The 15,921-nt window shown below is 41.1% G+C and carries 17 protein-coding genes and 1 CRISPR repeat array; of the genes, 9 read left to right on the top strand and 8 right to left on the bottom strand.

The window, feature by feature from the left end; all coding sequences use genetic code 11:
* The first annotated feature begins 235 nt into the window (after positions 1 to 235).
* The 7 genes from ACM0OX_RS27210 (at position 236) to ACM0OX_RS27240 (ending at position 7,292) form a co-directional block, all read left to right on the top strand.
* Positions 236 to 973 (top strand): cobalt-precorrin-6A reductase, encoded by a 738-nt coding sequence (locus tag ACM0OX_RS27210; RefSeq protein ID WP_414518104.1) that lies wholly within the window; start codon positions 236 to 238, stop codon positions 971 to 973.
* 93 nt (positions 974 to 1,066) lie between these two features.
* Positions 1,067 to 1,672: a PEP-CTERM sorting domain-containing protein gene (locus ACM0OX_RS27215; RefSeq protein ID WP_414518072.1), complete on the top strand. Its 606-nt coding sequence runs from the start codon at positions 1,067 to 1,069 to the stop codon at positions 1,670 to 1,672.
* Between the two features lie 553 nt (positions 1,673 to 2,225).
* Positions 2,226 to 3,095, top strand: a complete 870-nt coding sequence (locus tag ACM0OX_RS27220; RefSeq protein ID WP_414518074.1) for an inositol monophosphatase family protein — start codon at positions 2,226 to 2,228, stop codon at positions 3,093 to 3,095.
* A 20-nt stretch (positions 3,096 to 3,115) separates the two neighbouring features.
* Positions 3,116 to 3,697 (top strand): GNAT family N-acetyltransferase, encoded by a 582-nt coding sequence (locus tag ACM0OX_RS27225; RefSeq protein ID WP_414518076.1) that lies wholly within the window; start codon positions 3,116 to 3,118, stop codon positions 3,695 to 3,697.
* A gap of 108 nt (positions 3,698 to 3,805) precedes the next feature.
* Complete coding sequence (locus tag ACM0OX_RS27230) at positions 3,806 to 4,783, top strand: 2-dehydropantoate 2-reductase (RefSeq protein WP_414518077.1); 978 nt, start codon at positions 3,806 to 3,808, stop codon at positions 4,781 to 4,783.
* A 270-nt stretch (positions 4,784 to 5,053) separates the two neighbouring features.
* Positions 5,054 to 6,565 (top strand): ABC transporter permease subunit, encoded by a 1,512-nt coding sequence (locus ACM0OX_RS27235; protein WP_414518079.1) that lies wholly within the window; start codon positions 5,054 to 5,056, stop codon positions 6,563 to 6,565.
* A complete protein-coding gene (locus ACM0OX_RS27240; RefSeq protein ID WP_414518080.1) occupies positions 6,558 to 7,292 on the top strand; it encodes an amino acid ABC transporter ATP-binding protein in 735 nt (244 codons plus the stop codon). Before ACM0OX_RS27235 ends, ACM0OX_RS27240 begins: the two co-directional genes overlap by 8 nt.
* 216 nt (positions 7,293 to 7,508) lie before the next feature.
* On the opposite strand, the gene ACM0OX_RS27245 is transcribed toward ACM0OX_RS27240, so the two are convergent.
* Positions 7,509 to 7,997 carry an NUDIX hydrolase gene (locus tag ACM0OX_RS27245; protein WP_414518081.1) on the bottom strand — a complete coding sequence of 163 codons (489 nt, stop codon included), beginning with the start codon at positions 7,995 to 7,997 and terminating at the stop codon, positions 7,509 to 7,511.
* 104 nt (positions 7,998 to 8,101) lie between these two features.
* On the opposite strand from ACM0OX_RS27245, the gene ACM0OX_RS27250 reads away from it, so the two are divergent.
* The gene (locus tag ACM0OX_RS27250; protein WP_414518082.1) at positions 8,102 to 8,680 is read left to right on the top strand and encodes an NADPH-dependent FMN reductase; all 579 of its coding nucleotides are present in this window, start codon (positions 8,102 to 8,104) and stop codon (positions 8,678 to 8,680) included.
* 97 nt (positions 8,681 to 8,777) lie between these two features.
* Positions 8,778 to 10,256: direct repeats of the CRISPR family, unit length 37 nt; unit sequence GTTTCAATCCCTAATAGGGATTTTGATGAATTGCAAT.
* Positions 10,257 to 10,523: 267 nt separating this feature from the next.
* Here ACM0OX_RS27250 and cas2 read toward each other — a convergent pair.
* The 6 genes from cas2 to ACM0OX_RS27280 form a co-directional block, all read right to left on the bottom strand.
* Complete coding sequence (gene cas2 / locus ACM0OX_RS27255) at positions 10,524 to 10,811, bottom strand: CRISPR-associated endonuclease Cas2 (RefSeq protein ID WP_094347310.1); 288 nt, start codon at positions 10,809 to 10,811, stop codon at positions 10,524 to 10,526.
* 13 nt (positions 10,812 to 10,824) lie between these two features.
* Positions 10,825 to 11,829: a type I-D CRISPR-associated endonuclease Cas1d gene (gene cas1d / locus ACM0OX_RS27260; protein WP_414518084.1), complete on the bottom strand. Its 1,005-nt coding sequence runs from the start codon at positions 11,827 to 11,829 to the stop codon at positions 10,825 to 10,827.
* A 220-nt stretch (positions 11,830 to 12,049) separates the two neighbouring features.
* Positions 12,050 to 12,679 carry a CRISPR-associated protein Cas4 gene (gene cas4 / locus ACM0OX_RS27265; protein ID WP_414518085.1) on the bottom strand — a complete coding sequence of 210 codons (630 nt, stop codon included), beginning with the start codon at positions 12,677 to 12,679 and terminating at the stop codon, positions 12,050 to 12,052.
* 8 nt (positions 12,680 to 12,687) lie between these two features.
* Positions 12,688 to 13,053, bottom strand: coding sequence for a four helix bundle protein (locus tag ACM0OX_RS27270; protein ID WP_414518087.1), 366 nt, complete (start codon positions 13,051 to 13,053; stop codon positions 12,688 to 12,690).
* Between the two features lie 147 nt (positions 13,054 to 13,200).
* Positions 13,201 to 14,082, bottom strand: coding sequence for a CRISPR-associated endoribonuclease Cas6 (cas6, locus tag ACM0OX_RS27275; protein ID WP_414518088.1), 882 nt, complete (start codon positions 14,080 to 14,082; stop codon positions 13,201 to 13,203).
* Positions 14,072 to 14,692, bottom strand: a complete 621-nt coding sequence (locus ACM0OX_RS27280) for a 2OG-Fe(II) oxygenase (RefSeq protein ID WP_414518089.1) — start codon at positions 14,690 to 14,692, stop codon at positions 14,072 to 14,074. The genes cas6 and ACM0OX_RS27280 overlap by 11 nt, the downstream gene beginning before the upstream one ends.
* Before the next feature lie 109 nt (positions 14,693 to 14,801).
* On the opposite strand from ACM0OX_RS27280, the gene ACM0OX_RS27285 reads away from it, so the two are divergent.
* The gene (locus tag ACM0OX_RS27285; protein WP_414518090.1) at positions 14,802 to 15,212 is read left to right on the top strand and encodes a hypothetical protein; all 411 of its coding nucleotides are present in this window, start codon (positions 14,802 to 14,804) and stop codon (positions 15,210 to 15,212) included.
* Here the strand turns inward: ACM0OX_RS27285 and cas5d are convergent, their stop codons facing one another.
* A complete protein-coding gene (gene cas5d, locus ACM0OX_RS27290) occupies positions 15,213 to 15,920 on the bottom strand; it encodes a type I-D CRISPR-associated protein Cas5/Csc1 (RefSeq protein ID WP_414518091.1) in 708 nt (235 codons plus the stop codon).
* Position 15,921: the final 1 nt, after the last annotated feature.

Consider the following 15,921-nt stretch of genomic DNA (forward strand, 5'->3'; position numbering starts at 1 on the left):
GGGCATCTTGCCCGCCCAGTTTATATGGCGGGCAAGATGCCCACCCCACAATCAATAATTGAATATTTTTTTATTTGGAAGTCCCCAAGTAAAGCGAGTCCGCGAGACTTTGAGTATAGATTAAAACCTCTTTCGCCGTGGGCAAAAATAAATTCAAATATTCTTCCTTGAACCTATCCCTTTATGGGTAGAGTATTCTGAATCCTGAATTCTGAATTCTGACTCCTTTTTAATGATGCGTGTTTTGATTTTGGGTGGGACGGGTGATGCAGCAGAACTAGCTGCCAAAGTTACGACTATCCAAGGGTTAGAAGTAATCACTTCTCTTGCTGGCCGCACCCGCGAACCGTCAGTACCGCTGGGCGATTTGCGGGTTGGAGGCTTCGGGGGTGTGGCTGGATTGGCTAGCTATCTGCGAGTCATGGAAATCGACTTATTAATTGATGCAACCCACCCTTTTGCGGCTCAGATTTCCTTCAATGCGGCAGATGCGGCAACAGAAGTTGGAGTACCCCGTTTGATGTTAATCCGTCCGCCTTGGGAAAAAGAAATTGGCGATCGCTGGATTGAAGTTGATAGTGTTGCAGCCGCAGCAATAGCCTTGCAAAATCAGTCACAGCGCGTATTTTTGACAGTTGGCAGGCAAGAACTGGCCGCTTTTGCTCATTTGGAGAAAATTTGGTTTTTGATGCGGATGATTGACCCTCCTGGCGAAGATGCTTTAGTACCGCCGGGAATGGTATTGTGCGATCGCGGCCCTTTTACCCTCAAGAATGAGAGACAAATTCTGATTCAGAATAACATTGATACCATCGTCAGCAAAAATAGCGGTGGCGATGCCACAAAGCCCAAGATTATTGCCGCGCGAGAACTGGGCGTAAAGGTTGTGATGGTAAATCGTCCAGCCGTACCGCCAGGGGAGCAGGTTAATAATGTTGATGCTGCTTTGGCGTGGTTATCAGCTCGCTGCTAGGTAAATAGCCAAGATCGATCGTACTATCTTTCCTAATTTCCGTATAATACACGGGAGCCTTCTACAAGATCCGCGATCGCAGCAACTACTTCCATGAAAAATCTAGCTCTATCTGCCATAGCCCTCGCCACCACATCTGGATTAGTTTTCGGGACAATGCCAGCCGCTTCTGCTTTAAGTTGGAATTGGAATTATTCTGCTACTGGCATTGCGGCAAATGGTACTTTCACTACTAATGACACCCCTAACGATTTGGGTTTTTACCTGATTTCTGGAATTACTGGTACGCGAAATGGTGAAACAATTACTGGTTTGCAACCCGCCGGGACTCCAATACCAGGAAACGAACCTTTTGATATTGATAATTTAATTAGCCTTAATACTCAACAGTTAACGGATAAGGGTTTTGCATATTCCACTTCGGGAGGAAACTATTCTAGTCCATTTTTCGCGAGTTTTTTGCCGACACCAGGTTATTTAGAGGTATTTTCTGCGCCGCCAATCATACCGGATTTTGAAAATTTAGGATTAGAAGATAGTGAGTTACCTATTAGTTTTTCTGCAACCATAGTGACTGTTCCTGAACCTACTTCTATCCTGAGCTTGCTCTTTCTTGGTACTCTTGTTGGCGCACCTTCATTACTCAAACGCCACAATCTATCCAAATTTACTCAGAAGAAGCTCGAAAAAGTTTCCTAAAACCATCAATAAAAATTCAAAATTATACCCTTACAGGCAAGCAAGCTATGCGTAGCATCTTGTAGAAAAGAGAGTTGCAAATGGGAATTTAAAGCCCGATTGTAGCTTGCTTTTTGTAGGGTAATACCATTTTAGATTTTGGATTTTAGATTGGGAATTGCCTTGGTGCGTCTGGCTTGATGTGAATCCATCTGTCGCAATCATTTTTCAAAATGGTATAACTTTAGCTAAGTACAGTTTTGCGTAAAAGCGTAGCGTTTTTAATGTAGGGGAACGCATTAACAATACAAGCCGACGCATTAGCATTGTAGGGTATGGTCAAATTTAATTTGCGATGAATTAATGAAATACTGTACTAAGTGGTGACGTTCGGTTTTAAACCCTTAAATTCACGAGAAAACTTGCGATTTTTCTATGGTTCATTGAAACATACAGATTAAAGTAATATAGCAACGGTGGTATCATTGCATCCAAATGATACCGTAATTTTGTCTAGATATAGAATTCTATCGCCCTGCGGACGGTAGATTATTTCTAAAAGGAGTTTGCTGCAATGTCCACAACACCAACTACTCGATTAATTTTAGAGACTTTACTCCCCCATCTCAAAGTAGCAGCAGCCTATGCCAATTTTCTACAACCAAAAATTGCTGCACTTCCTGCCAAAGAACAAGCAAACAACTTTTTTAGTGCCGCCCTTACTGACGCAGATGTGGCTATTCAAAATCTGGTAGAAGTAGTATTACTAGGCACTTTCCCAGATATTCGCTTTTATGGTGAAGAATATGAAAGTTCTAATAATACCAAATATTTTCGCGCTACCGAACTCGGTTCAGAAGGGGATTACTTAGTAACACTCGACCCGATTGATGGCACGAAGTTTTATATGGATGGACATTCTAATTACCAAATTATTCTCAGTATTCTAAATGCGGATGACTTTGAAGCAGTAATTGCCATTTCTCCTGCCCAAAACATTTATTTTTACGCCCTTCGAGGTGAAGGTGCTTTTAAAGGCACGCTAGACATGAACTTAGAAGCCTGTGCCCCATTAGATATAACATCTGCCAAACCTTCTATTTTATTAGGATGGGGAATGAATTCCATCGCAAATTTATTAAAAGATCGATATAAAGTAATCGATATAGCGAATGATTACTCTAGTGATATTCAAATTCCCAATCTTAATGGTATTCTCACTGGCGATTTGAGTGGAGCAGTTATCAAATCGGGCAAATTTCTTGATAGTGCTGCACTCGCTTTTATTGCAAAAGAGGCTGGCTGGATTGTAACTACTCTGGACGGTTCGACTTTACCGCCACTGCATACTTGTCAAAACTATAGTATGCCTGGATTGATTGTAGCTGCTTCAAAATCTGTTCATCAAGATTTATTAGAAGCGATGCAAAGTCTAACTATTTGAGGGGTAATCAATATCAAGTAATGTTGCATTTACAGGTTGATGTTAAAGATGAGTTAGTCCAAGGTATTCGGTCTAGATCGCTAATGAAAATGTACTCTCAACGACTCTGTTTAGAACCACTAGAACCATATCATGCCGAACTGCTTTTTGATGGATTACAGAGTGCGAGTATATACAAGTTTATTGAAGATATGCCGCCACAAAGCGTTCAATCACTTCGCGATCGCTACATGGTTTTGGCACGTCGTCAATCACCGGATGGAACGGAGATTTGGTTAAACTGGGCTGTCTGGTCTCTTGTGGAGAAATGCTACGTTGGATATGTTCAAGCAACAATTACTATAGATAATAGTGCAATGCTTGGATATGTGTTTTTCCCTAATTTCTGGGGACAAGGTTATGCGCTCGAAGCCGTGAAGTGTATGATTAATTATTTAGTTGAGACATACCAAAATCTTAATTTCCGCGCTGACGTTGATGTAGAAAATCATCGTTCTATTGCCTTACTACATAATTTGGAATTTGTCAGATCGACATTTTTTCAAAATATTGAGTCTAACCAAGATGAATTCAACCACGAAGTGCAGTACCGCAAACCCTAATAGATAATTAATTCAGATAATGCCACTTTCTACAAATCTCATCCTGCTTTTTGCTGAGGGTAAAAGCGACTATATATTGTCTTCCACGACTCATATTCTTTTGACAAAATGAAAATCTGTATTGTCGGCGCGGGTGCGATTGGTGGATATTTAGGGGCGAAATTGGCACTGGCAGGTGAAGCAGTGACGCTGATTGCGCGTGGTTCTCATTTGGAGGCAATTAAAAAAAATGGGCTGAAGTTACTTATGGCAGACGGTTCCAGCCAAATTGTTACTCCGATGGCAACTAATGATATTCAGTCAGCAGGGACACAGGATGTAGTAATTTTAACTGTGAAGGCTCACAGTGTAGCCGCGATCGCACCTTCTCTCCCTGCACTCTACAATCCTTACACAATGGTGGTGACAGCCCAAAATGGCGTTCCTTGGTGGTACTTTTGTCAGCATGGCGGTGAGTATGAAGGTACGCGGATTCAATCTGTTGACGCAGATGGGATTATTGAAGCTAATATCGGTGCTGAACGTGCTATTGGTTGTGTTGTTTACCCGGCAACTGAGATAATTGAACCAGGTGTAATTAAACATATTGAAGGCGATCGCTTTACTCTCGGTGAAATCGATGGGAGTAAAACAGAACGCATTCAATTATTAGCACAGACTTTAAAAAAAGCAGGATTCAAAGCACCAATCCGCAATCAGATTCGCACAGAAATTTGGATCAAGTTGTGGGGGAATGTAGCATTTAATCCCATCAGTGCCTTAACTGGTGCGACTCTAGAGGATATTTGCCGCTATCCCCTCACCCGCGAACTAGCGCGACAAATGATGACTGAAACTCAAGCGATCGCAGAAAAATTTGGTATAAAGTTTGGTATCACTTTAGAACAGCGAATTAATGGCGCAGAAAATGTTGGTGCCCATAAAACCTCAATGTTACAAGATATTGAATCCGGACGCGCTACGGAGATAGACGCCATTGTTGGCGCGGTGGCGGAATTGGGAAAACTTACTCAAATTCCCACACCTTATATTGATGCTATTTATGCCAGCGTCAAGCTACTGGAGGCGACTAAAGTGAGAATTTGACGAACCACAGAGACGCAGAGAACACAGAGTGAGGAGGAATAGAGAGGATTTTTGCGTCAGTTGTGGGATATTTTTTTATTTGGAATTCTCTTAATACCAACTTAATGTGAAGTTGCACATATCTTGATCCCCCTAAATCCCCCTTAATAAGGGGGACTTTGATTCTAGTTCCCCCCTTTTTTAAGGGGGGCTAGGGGGGATCGAATTCTATGCAGCCTCATAAAAAATTGGTATAAGGTGCGGAATGTAAATTATAGATTGATCAAGTTCATGAAGAAAAAGAAAGCATGGCTATCAACAATACTAGTTGTAGCAGTAGTAGTAATCAACATCATCATCGGACATAGTAATTCTCTAAAAGCTGCTTCACCTTTAGGGAAAGACACGCTGACGTTGATTACTTCCCCAGATTATCCTCCTTATGAGTTTTATGATACGAAAGGAGGCGATGTCTACGACGGGCTACGCCTACGCCAAATCGTTGGCTTTGATATAGATATTGCCAAAACCCTGGCTGAAAAACTAGGGTTTAAACTTAAAATAATGGAATCAGATTTTAATGGGTTAATTCCTGCACTCCAAGCAAATCGCGCTGATTTTGTCATGGCTGGAATGACTCCGACTCCAGAACGTCAAAAAAATATTGATTTTTCAATTATTTATTACGAAGCCAAAGATACAATTGTCGCTCCTAAAGGTAGCAACCTGAAGCAACCCCAAGACTTATCAGGAAAAAAGCTTGGGGTACAACTAGGAACCATACAAGAACAAAATGCTCAGAAAATTGCGAAAAAAGTCGCGGGTATTCAGCTAAAGCAACTTAACAAAGTGCCGGAAGTCGTTCAAGAAATCAAATCTAGGCGAATTGATGCCGCAATTGTTGAAGATACCGTCGCTAAGGGATTTGCCCAAGCTAACCCAGATTTAGAATTTAATACAATTCCCTCAGAGGAAGCAAGTGGATCGGCGATCGCTTTTCCTAAAGGTTCTTCTTTTGTAGAACCGTTTAACAAAGTCCTTCAACAAATGAAGGACGATGGTACATTGGCTAAACTAGTAACCAAATGGTTTTCACAGAATACTGCCGCCAATACTGCATCCTCAACTGCTGCCAAAGGCGGATTGAATCTCGACTTCACCAGAATTCTTCCCGACATTCCCTTTATTCTGCGGGGAATCCCTTTAACTTTGTTGTTCACCCTATTATCTGTAACCTTGGGGTTAATCTGGGGAACAATCTTGTCTCTGTTAAAAATTCTCGGCATCAAGCCGCTTACCTGGGTTGCTAACGCCTACACCTCTGTTTTTCGAGGTACACCTTTGTTATTACAGTTGGCATTAGTTTATTACGCAACACCCCAGCTTACAGGCTATGATATTTCCGCATTGGAGGCTGGGGTGCTAACTTTTACCCTGAATTCTGGCGCTTATATGTCAGAAACCATCAGGGGTGGGATTCAAGCGGTGGATAAAGGGCAAAGTGAAGCGGCGATGTCTATGGGTGTTCCCTATTGGTTGATGATGTGGGATGTGATTTTGCCCCAAGCATTGAAGAACATTCTCCCGGCATTGGTAAATGAAACTATCGGATTGCTTAAAGATTCCGCGCTGGTGTCAACCATTGGAGTGGTGGAAATATTACGCAGCGCCCAAATCGTTGGTGCAAACAAATATATTTATTTTGAACCACTGCTATTTGCCGGGTTAATCTACTATGTTTTGGTAATGGGTATGACTTTGGGTGCATCAGCTTTAGAAAGGAGGTTACGGGAAAGTGAATAATGTAGTAATTCGCACGGAATTCTTATGTAAATCCTTTGGCAAACTCGACGTACTCAAAGATATTTCAACTGAGTTTTATCAAGGGGAAGTGGTTGCCATATTAGGCCCTTCTGGTTCAGGTAAGTCTACCTTTTTAAGATGCATAAACTTGCTAGAACAACCCACCAGAGGCAGAATTTATTTTCACGACCAAGAAATCACCAATCCCAAGGCAAACATCGCTAAAGTACGTCAGCAATTGGTGATGGTATTTCAACATTTTAATTTGTTTCCCCACATGAATGTGCTGGAAAATGTCACCTACGCACCCATCAAGGTAAAAGGAATAAACAAGCAAAAAGCAGCAGAACATGGCTTAGAATTGCTGGCTAAGGTAGGTTTAGAATCAAAAGTGTCTGTCTATCCCTCCAAATTATCGGGGGGACAGAAACAGCGAGTAGCGATCGCACGGGCATTAGCAATGAAACCAGAGATGATTTTATTTGATGAACCCACCTCTGCATTAGATCCAGAAATGGTTAAGGATGTGCTGGAAGTGATGAAAGATTTAGCGCTATCTGGGATGACAATGGCGATTGTCACCCATGAAATGGGCTTTGCTAGAGAAGTTGCCAATCGGATTATGTTCCTCGACCAAGGAAGTTTAGCAGAAGACACTACCCCTAACGAGTTTTTCCAAAATCCTCAGTGCGATCGCGCCAAGCAATTCTTAGAAAAAATGCTTTAGAGGATGTTTGAAAAGTTTTGGGCGATTGGAAATCGCGGCTACACAAGCAAAGTCCGCCTGCGCGGACTAACACAAAATCAAACTCTTTAACTCACGTAGGCGGTCACTGAGCTTGTCGTTCGCGCAGCGTCTCGTAGAGAAGTGTGGGTTTTGTCTGTGTAGCTGTGACTTCTAGTCGCCAAGGCTAGTAATAATTTAGATTTTTCAAACACCCTCTTAGAACATCAGAAATTCGCCGCTTTTTTTGTATTCCTGAAACTTTTCTAAAACGGGGCGATCGTTTGGCATTAATGTAGGTAAATCAGCCAAATCAAAAAATTCCAGCGCCAGCGATTCTCCATCTAAGCAAGCGAGGCTGCCTGACCATTCAACGGCTCGCAAAATTAAAATGAAATTTTGGACGCGATCGCCATTAGGATAAGTGACAGCTTCAATAGCTGGGTTGGAAGAAAATCCCACAGCTGCAAAACGCTTAACCGTTAAACCAGTTTCTTCAAAAACCTCTCGTGCGGAACATTCTTCGGCAGATTCACCTATTTCAGGACAACCGCCAGGTAGCCCCCAAAGTTTGAAATCACTCCGCTTTTGCAATAAAACACGCCCCAAATTATCCTCTATAATCACACGTGTGCCAAATAATAGAAGTATGCGATCGCCTACAACTTGTCGTAACTTGCCGAGATAAGAGTCTGACCAATTCGCCATAACGAAAAAGTTTGTAAAGAAAATCTAAAGGTAGCAAATAGCGATCGCCTGAAAACAGGATAATGCAGCTGAACAGGTTAATCCTTCCCATTCAACCTAGAATTATGGCATCTACACCGAAAATCCTCGCCTTTGCTGGCAGCACCCGGATAGATTCTTACAACAAAAAACTGGTAAAAATCGCGGCGGCTGGCGCTAAGGCAGCTGGCGCAGAGGTTACTTATATAGACCTCCGCGATTTGCCTTTACCTCTGTTTGATGAAGACTTGGAAGCTCAAAAAGGACTACCAGCCAACGCCCGCACTTTTAAAGACTTGATGATTTCTCATCAAGGATTGCTGATTGCTTCGCCGGAATATAACAGTTCACTCACAGCAGTTTTGAAGAACGCCATTGACTGGGCATCTCGTCCAGCCCCAAATGAAGCACCATTGGCTGCTTTTGCAGGTAAGGTTGCTAGTATTATGAGCGCTTCCCCAGGCGCTCTTGGTGGTTTGCGGGGATTGGTTCACCTGCGCTCTATTTTGGGAAACATCAAAGTTTTAGTACTTCCCGATCAAATAGCCTTACCTAAAGCTTACGAAGCTTTTAATGCTGATGGCACGTTAAAAGATCCTAAACAGCAACAATCTATTGAGCAGTTAGGCGATGGCTTAACAAAAATATTGCTGAAGCTTAACTAAATTCTTCAGGTGTTCAGTAAATAACGAACACCTATAGAAATCCGGTTTGATTCCTGAATTTACTTGCGTGGGCAGGGAACAGGGAATAGAAGTAAATGTTTTAATCCCTAATAGCGATTTTGATGAATTGCAATAGCTATCAGGATTTACATTATCGCTATGGAATGAAGTTTCAATCCCTAATAGGGATTTTGATGAATTGCAATCAAGCCAAGAAAGTATTGCTGCCTTGCACTTTTGTTTCAATCCCTAATAGGGATTTTGATGAATTGCAATGGAATTTGCTCTTTTTACTCATAAATCTATCTAGTTTCAATCCCTAATAGGGATTTTGATGAATTGCAATTCGTAGATTTCTAGATTTACCGTCTCAAACCAATTGGTTTCAATCCCTAATAGGGATTTTGATGAATTGCAATTACCACTTGCACTATTTTGCAGTAGTCCAAACCCTACATTCCTGTTTCAATCCCTAATAGGGATTTTGATGAATTGCAATGTTGCCAGCATTCACTAATGTATAGAAGCCATTTTGTTTCAATCCCTAATAGGGATTTTGATGAATTGCAATTTTTACCCCTTCCGTTCAAAGTGTTAGTCCAGACTGTTTCAATCCCTAATAGGGATTTTGATGAATTGCAATATGTGTTTGAGTACTACTATCAGCGGTTGATCGTGTTTCAATCCCTAATAGGGATTTTGATGAATTGCAATTTGAGGGAGGTGTCCATAAATCTCCTATCTGAGCGTTTCAATCCCTAATAGGGATTTTGATGAATTGCAATTTAATATACCTGTTACCAAGTTTAATAAACTTGGTGTTTCAATCCCTAATAGGGATTTTGATGAATTGCAATAGCCCTAAATCAACTTCATACCGTTGCAGCAGGGTTTGTTTCAATCCCTAATAGGGATTTTGATGAATTGCAATTTGATTAGCGATCGCTTGAAAGATATTGACGAAGAGTTTCAATCCCTAATAGGGATTTTGATGAATTGCAATTCCAGGGTTTAATCGGTTCTTCAAAATACTTGAAGTTTCAATCCCTAATAGGGATTTTGATGAATTGCAATTCTTAGTGTTTGAACTACCAAAATTTTATTTTAAGTTTCAATCCCTAATAGGGATTTTGATGAATTGCAATTTCCAACATGATCTAGAATGGTTTGAATTTTTCCAGGTTTCAATCCCTAATAGGGATTTTGATGAATTGCAATATCACGAATAATCTTGCCCTGCCCAGTCTGGGAAGTTTCAATCCCTAATAGGGATTTTGATGAATTGCAATGATTTACTGTATGGCTCATAATCGCCCAAAGTTACGTTTCAATCCCTAATAGGGATTTTGATGAATTGCAATTCTTCACTATATTTGAAAATCTTAGGTTTTATTTGTTTCAATCCCTAATAGGGATTTTGATGAATTGCAATTTAACACCCATACCAGTACCGATGTTATCGTAAGGTTTCAATCCCTAATAGGGATTTTGATGAATTGCAATAAGGGTATAAACCAGGGATTGAAAACTTAGTTTCTAGTTTCAATCCCTAATAGGGATTTTGATGAATTGCAATAGCGGGAGGCTGAAAGCCAAGCTGTATTTAGTTTTCAAGGTGCGGTTGCGCGATTCAAGGGCAATCATAGCATTAGAGAATTCGTTTGGAAAGAGCGCCAGGAAACTTTAAAAGCTAAAACCCTATTTTGAGAAGCATTTCAGAGATTGCGCGGATGAGGATTAGGCGGTTAATGGGTTGAAAGCCTTGCTGGAGTTGGGATAGAAGCATTTTTTCTGGCTGTGAAATTTCTACACCTACCCTTCCGCGCATTTGAGAGACAGGAACCTAGCTAGAAGGAGACTCAGCAAAGAAAATTGTTTCATCTCGTGGCTGTTCTCCGCCAATGCGTTCGACTTTTCGCTGACAACAGCCACAGAGAAAATAAAAACGAACGCTGTCAGTGTCGGGTTTAATCAATTTAGCTAAACGCGATCGCAGTTTAGCATACTGAGTGGGAGTGACATCGCACTCAAACACACTCAGTTGCATCCATTGTCCATAAGACTTAAGAATCGAATGGATTTTAGTCCGACGCTTATCTTCTGGAATGTCGTAGCTGACAACAATATACATGTTAGTGCGGAAGTTACTTAAGAATTAAAGGGGGATATTTATCGATTTCGTTCATGAGGTATTTAGCCAGTAACCTCGCTTGAATTTCAAAGGATTCTTGGTAGGTACATTTGTTTCCCAAAACTGGATGTTTGAAACTCGATAGTTTCTTTTGTTGATAGGTGCGAAGAAATGTATGCAATCCTTCTTTGGTTAAAGACACAGCACCACTGAGCGGTTCGGTGGTAAAGTCAGTTAGGGTTAGCGATCGCTTGTTAATCAGCGACAACACTACAGCATCCACTATTAAAGGACGAAATTCTTCCATCAAATCCAAAGCTAGGGAAGGTCTACCATAACGCTCGACGTGTAAGTATCCTAGATAAGGATCGAAGCCAACAATATTTAAAGCACTTTGCACATCATGGCGTAGTAATGAATACCCAAAACTCAGTAGGGCATTAACCGGATCGGTTGGTGGACGGCGGTTTCTGGCTTCAAATCGAAATTCTGAGGTTTTGATTAGTTGTTGAAAACAACCAAAATAGGCTGCACTACCAGCACCTTCTAAGCCTCTGAGAGAATCAATGCTGCTAGTTTTTTCGATTGGTGCGATCGCGTTTTCCAATCGAGTGATGTTATTATTCAGGTCAAGATCGGGATGTTCTCGCTGAGTGCGAAGTAATGTATGGCGGTAATTTTTCAATTTACCCCGTACAAATCCTCTGACTAAATGTATTGCTGGTTGTGATTCTCCCACAGCTTGCCATTGGGCTTTCCGAACAAAGATATTTTTAGTAGCTTCTGGTTCTAAACGTCCTAAATATCGTCCGTTTTGTGTGAGAAATGTTAAACAAATGTGACGTTCTAAAAGTTCACTGACAGCTGAGGGGGAAACGGTAGCCCTACCTATTACTACAATTCCTTCTATCTTAATTAAAGGGATATCCAAGATTGTTTTTTGTTCAGCTTTAACGGTGAGACGTTCGTCAACTTTACCGATAAAAGCATCGGCTTGTGTTACGTAAAGTGTTCCCATGATTTCATCCTTAATTAATTGAAAACTATCAAACTCAATACAATTTGGTTAGCTTATTTACTACACAAAGATCCCCCCAACCCCCCTTAAAAAGGGGGGCTTATCTACTTTGTCTTCCTCCTTTACCCCCTTTTTAAGGGGGTCGCCACAGGCGGGGGGATCTTATTTGAACAATGTTGAAAGTCAATACGTCCTCAACTAGAAGTTACTAGAGGATGATTTAATTAGCTTCTTGATAACTTTTGACTTTATCAGTTGCTTTGGGCAAACATTGCGAATAAAGACTGCATCCTTGGCAGCGTTTGCTGTAAGATGGTCTTGGCATTGCTCCTGTTTCTAGGAGATTTGTGACAGATTCAATAGTAGCGATCGCACTTTGCCGTAACTCTGCATTAATCTCTACTAATTGCCGTTGATGGGAGTGGGCATAATAGATATATCCAGTATTAACTGGTTGTCCTGTCATCTCTTCTAAACATAAAGCTTGGGCACAAACTTGTAACTCATCATTATCCCATTCGCCTTTGCGTCCCCGTTTGTATTCCACTGGGTAAACTTGACCAGATTCGGCTTCAATTAAATCAGATTTGCCAATGAGTTTGTATTGCTCAGACTTTAGCCAAATTGCTCGAATTTGCCAAGTTTCTCCTCGCTGTACATCGCTTGTGGTGTGGACGCGATCGTGTAAAGTTGTACCTTCAATTGTGTATTGATTATCAGTAAATTCCCCGGCACAAAACATCCGCCAACAGCGATGCGGACAATAGGCATATTGATTCAATGCCGCAATGGAAATATATTCTAATGAAGGGGATAGGTGAGAGGTTACAGGGGACAGAAAATTTTTCATATTTTTACTCATTGCATATTGATTAGTCGATTACGAAGAGTAGTAAGCATTTTGCTGATTTCTGTAATCAAAAATAAAGTAGAGTTTGCTTGTGATTGAGGTATATAATTCAACCTTATAGTCAGCATTAAAAAAGTTTCTGTTTCCATTAACGAGCCTTTAGCGATCGCTAAAAAGTTTGCATAATCTTTTTTCGTTCCTCGTGCATGACCCTCAGCGATATTTGCTGGTACTGATACTGCTGCTCTAGTGATTTGCGAAGTCAATCGATAAGTTTCTGTTGCTGGAAATTTAGCAGTTAATTGATATATCTGCACTACCATATCCATTGATTTTTGCCAAACAATCAAATCTCGATGCGACTCTATTTTCATAGGTGATAGGAAAGAGGTGATAGGGGACAGGCGATAGGTGATAGGTTACAGATTACGTCTAGTTATATTTAGTACATCATTTATAGCCTATCTACTGTTCTGTGTCGGGATCTTTTGGCTAAGGCATTGTTTCGATTTATTTACAACCTATCCCCTGTCCCCTGCTCCCTGTAACCTACGTGCCATTCCCATACCCATTGTTGTTTTTCTTCCGACACCAGTATATAAAGCAAAGTCAGCTAAAGCGTTAATTTGCTTAATTTGTATTGGTTCAACTGCCCCTAAAATCTTATAGGTAACTTCGCCAAGAATGCCGATAAATTTGCTGCGAGAATCAGCTAATATTTCTGTGTGAATATTGACAAATGAGGGAAATATTGACTCGATCGCAATCTGATTTAATTCTATGCCACTGTACTTATTCCACCGCGAAAGTAGGGAGTTAAACACAGATTCCCTGGTAGGAAGGGTAGTATCATACTGTCCTTGACGGAAGGCGGTAGGCGTGGAGAAGGTAAGGTTGATGGAAGAATTGCGATCGCTAGCTTCTTCGTATAATTGAGCGTAAGTACTGGCATTTGCCCAAGGTTGAATAGCTTGGGGTGTGCCTTGAATGCTGGTAATATACAAATCAGCCGGGCCAAGATGCCAAGGGCGATTGGGATTAAGATTTAGCCAAAGTTGGGTAAGTTTGCCAAATAGAGTGTCATCTAATAAAGAGATGCGCCACCAACAAGGAGTTCCGGCGGGAATGGGTTGTTGATGTGAGTACTGCAAACTACTGCTAGTAGAAATTTTAGATTTATATTTACCCCGATCCTGTTCCCTATCCCCTATCCCCTGTCCCCTTATTTGCAGGGGAGAGAGAGTGAAAGCTTTATCTGCGGTAGAATCGTGCAAGCGATCGCCTAATGTGCTATCTACAGAACTAACGAGGGTTAAAAATAGGGCGTGGAGATGTCTACCTGTAAGATACTGTGGTGGAATGGGCGATTGAGGTAGCAAATTCAACACTAAACTATGAGGCATACTTTCTCTTTTTGGTTGTAGACTGAGTGCTTCTTGACTCTACAGTAAACTCAGGGATTTCCTGGAGTTCAGCATCACTCAAACTATACTGTTCACAAACTAAACTTAGGCGATTTCCTGGGGTTTTGACAGCGTTAACCGAATGGGTTAAATCACCTTGAAAATACACTAAAGTATTGAATTGGGGCTTAATTTGCCCAAGTTGGCGTTTGTGCGATCGCAATACCAGTTCTCCCCCTTCCATATCTGCCGGTACGCGCACATAGAGAACACTGACAACCGCAGGTGGTTCAATGGTTTTGGAGTAGGAACGCAGGGAGCGATCGATATGCGGATCGACGCGGGAGCCTTCTTTTATTTGTAAAGGATTGAGGTAAAAAGCATTACAACTCGGCTGGAGAGCCAAATCCAGGTAAGGTTTGAAGTAGGGAAACTGCTGTTCTACCTTGGCTAATCCAGAACGCTGAAATACTACAGAAAATCCTTTAGTGGCGACAAAATCGCGGTTGAGGTTGTTGATAGCGAAGTAAGGACAAGCTTGGATTTCTCCCCACAAGTTGTTTAGGTAATCGCTGGGGAAAGCGTTGGTTTGTTGTTGATAGTGTTTCACTGGGGATAAAGGAGCGATCGCTGAATGTGGTATCTAAAATTTTAAAGACTGTTGAGTGATGATAGTAGTATTCTTTTAAGTGAGAAAAACTACATAGCGAGAAAGACCAATGAGAATTGATGATTACAATGCAGCAAAGGCACTAACTGAAAAACTGAAAGAGAACTTACCCATTAAAGCACGAGCCGGGAAGGAGTTTTTAAAGACATTAAAGCAAAAAGGAGTAAACGCCGATCCAGACAGGGAATTTGAGATTGATTCCGTTGGCTATTCAGGAGATGAAGGCGGGATTATGTGCGGACTAAAAGAGCCAAATAATCCTGAAAGTAAAGAAAAATATGTTTCTTCTATTACTCACCTAAAAATTGACTCTAATCATCCCCTAGCTGCTGAGGTGCAGACTTACCAACGCCAGCGAATTCGTAAGTTAATGTTGCAAGATTCTAGAGGTTTTAAAGCTGAGTTAATGACGATAGAGCCTCGAAAAAATAAAAGCCGTGGTAAAGGTTTTGGGAAATGATTAATTCCGAAAACGATATTCTATCCGAACTGGGATTTTTAAGTTTTGAATGCCTTCAAATTGATAGTATTGACCTCGCATTTGGACATTCTGAATTAAGCTAACTGGAGGCATATTCACAACATCATAGCTAATCACTTGATTAGTGAACATCACATCTAAAGGATTTAATGGATGTGTACAAGTGAATATCCCTTCAGAAATTTTATGTTTCGGTAATGGTTCAACCATCACTTCGGCTTTGCTCATCCATTTACCCAAGCGAATCCACTTTGATAGTTTGAGTTCTTTTTGAGATATGACAAAAAACTCAAATAGACTTTCTGCTGCTATTTCCTTTGCTCTGCCAAAACTAGGGATATTTTTCTGTGTTTTCTCCATTTCAACGTGGTAGTTGTTGTTAGCATACTTCCAGGTGTTGAGGATGGAAGAATGATTGAGCGATCGCGCCGGAGTTACGTAAATTCCCTGTTGATTGAGTGGCGTTAGATGCTCCTCATATTTTGGCACTTGTTCCGGGCAAAAATAGCGGTAAGAATGTTCTTCAGCAACGGTAGTTGAGTATATTTGGCTATCAACTAAACCCAGTGCATAACAGAGAGCGTAATTGTGAATTATTGGCTCTGTTTCATACAATCGGCCGATTTCACGAGTTGCGTAATAGAGGCTGTCATGTAGTTCTATTTGACAGCGATAAATAAACACCATC

Origin of the sequence: Nostoc sp. PCC 9305, from assembly GCF_963920915.1 — a bacterium.
Classification (GTDB): Bacteria; Cyanobacteriota; Cyanobacteriia; order Cyanobacteriales; family Nostocaceae; genus Nostoc.

What these genes read in the sequence shown, in the direction of transcription:
- cas6 (WP_414518088.1), bottom strand. Translation starts at nt 14,082, where the DNA reads ATGCCTCATAGTTTAGTGTTGAATTTGCTACCTCAATCGCCCATTCCA.
- cas5d (WP_414518091.1), bottom strand. Translation starts at nt 15,920, where the DNA reads ATGGTGTTTATTTATCGCTGTCAAATAGAACTACATGACAGCCTCTAT.
- ACM0OX_RS27285 (WP_414518090.1), top strand. Translation starts at nt 14,802, where the DNA reads ATGAGAATTGATGATTACAATGCAGCAAAGGCACTAACTGAAAAACTG.
- ACM0OX_RS27215 (WP_414518072.1), top strand. Translation starts at nt 1,067, where the DNA reads ATGAAAAATCTAGCTCTATCTGCCATAGCCCTCGCCACCACATCTGGA.
- ACM0OX_RS27270 (WP_414518087.1), bottom strand. Translation starts at nt 13,053, where the DNA reads ATGAAAATAGAGTCGCATCGAGATTTGATTGTTTGGCAAAAATCAATG.
- ACM0OX_RS27210 (WP_414518104.1), top strand. Translation starts at nt 236, where the DNA reads ATGCGTGTTTTGATTTTGGGTGGGACGGGTGATGCAGCAGAACTAGCT.
- ACM0OX_RS27230 (WP_414518077.1), top strand. Translation starts at nt 3,806, where the DNA reads ATGAAAATCTGTATTGTCGGCGCGGGTGCGATTGGTGGATATTTAGGG.
- ACM0OX_RS27220 (WP_414518074.1), top strand. Translation starts at nt 2,226, where the DNA reads ATGTCCACAACACCAACTACTCGATTAATTTTAGAGACTTTACTCCCC.
- ACM0OX_RS27245 (WP_414518081.1), bottom strand. Translation starts at nt 7,997, where the DNA reads ATGGCGAATTGGTCAGACTCTTATCTCGGCAAGTTACGACAAGTTGTA.
- ACM0OX_RS27225 (WP_414518076.1), top strand. Translation starts at nt 3,116, where the DNA reads ATGTTGCATTTACAGGTTGATGTTAAAGATGAGTTAGTCCAAGGTATT.
- cas1d (WP_414518084.1), bottom strand. Translation starts at nt 11,829, where the DNA reads ATGGGAACACTTTACGTAACACAAGCCGATGCTTTTATCGGTAAAGTT.
- ACM0OX_RS27235 (WP_414518079.1), top strand. Translation starts at nt 5,054, where the DNA reads ATGAAGAAAAAGAAAGCATGGCTATCAACAATACTAGTTGTAGCAGTA.
- cas4 (WP_414518085.1), bottom strand. Translation starts at nt 12,679, where the DNA reads ATGAAAAATTTTCTGTCCCCTGTAACCTCTCACCTATCCCCTTCATTA.
- ACM0OX_RS27250 (WP_414518082.1), top strand. Translation starts at nt 8,102, where the DNA reads ATGGCATCTACACCGAAAATCCTCGCCTTTGCTGGCAGCACCCGGATA.
- cas2 (WP_094347310.1), bottom strand. Translation starts at nt 10,811, where the DNA reads ATGTATATTGTTGTCAGCTACGACATTCCAGAAGATAAGCGTCGGACT.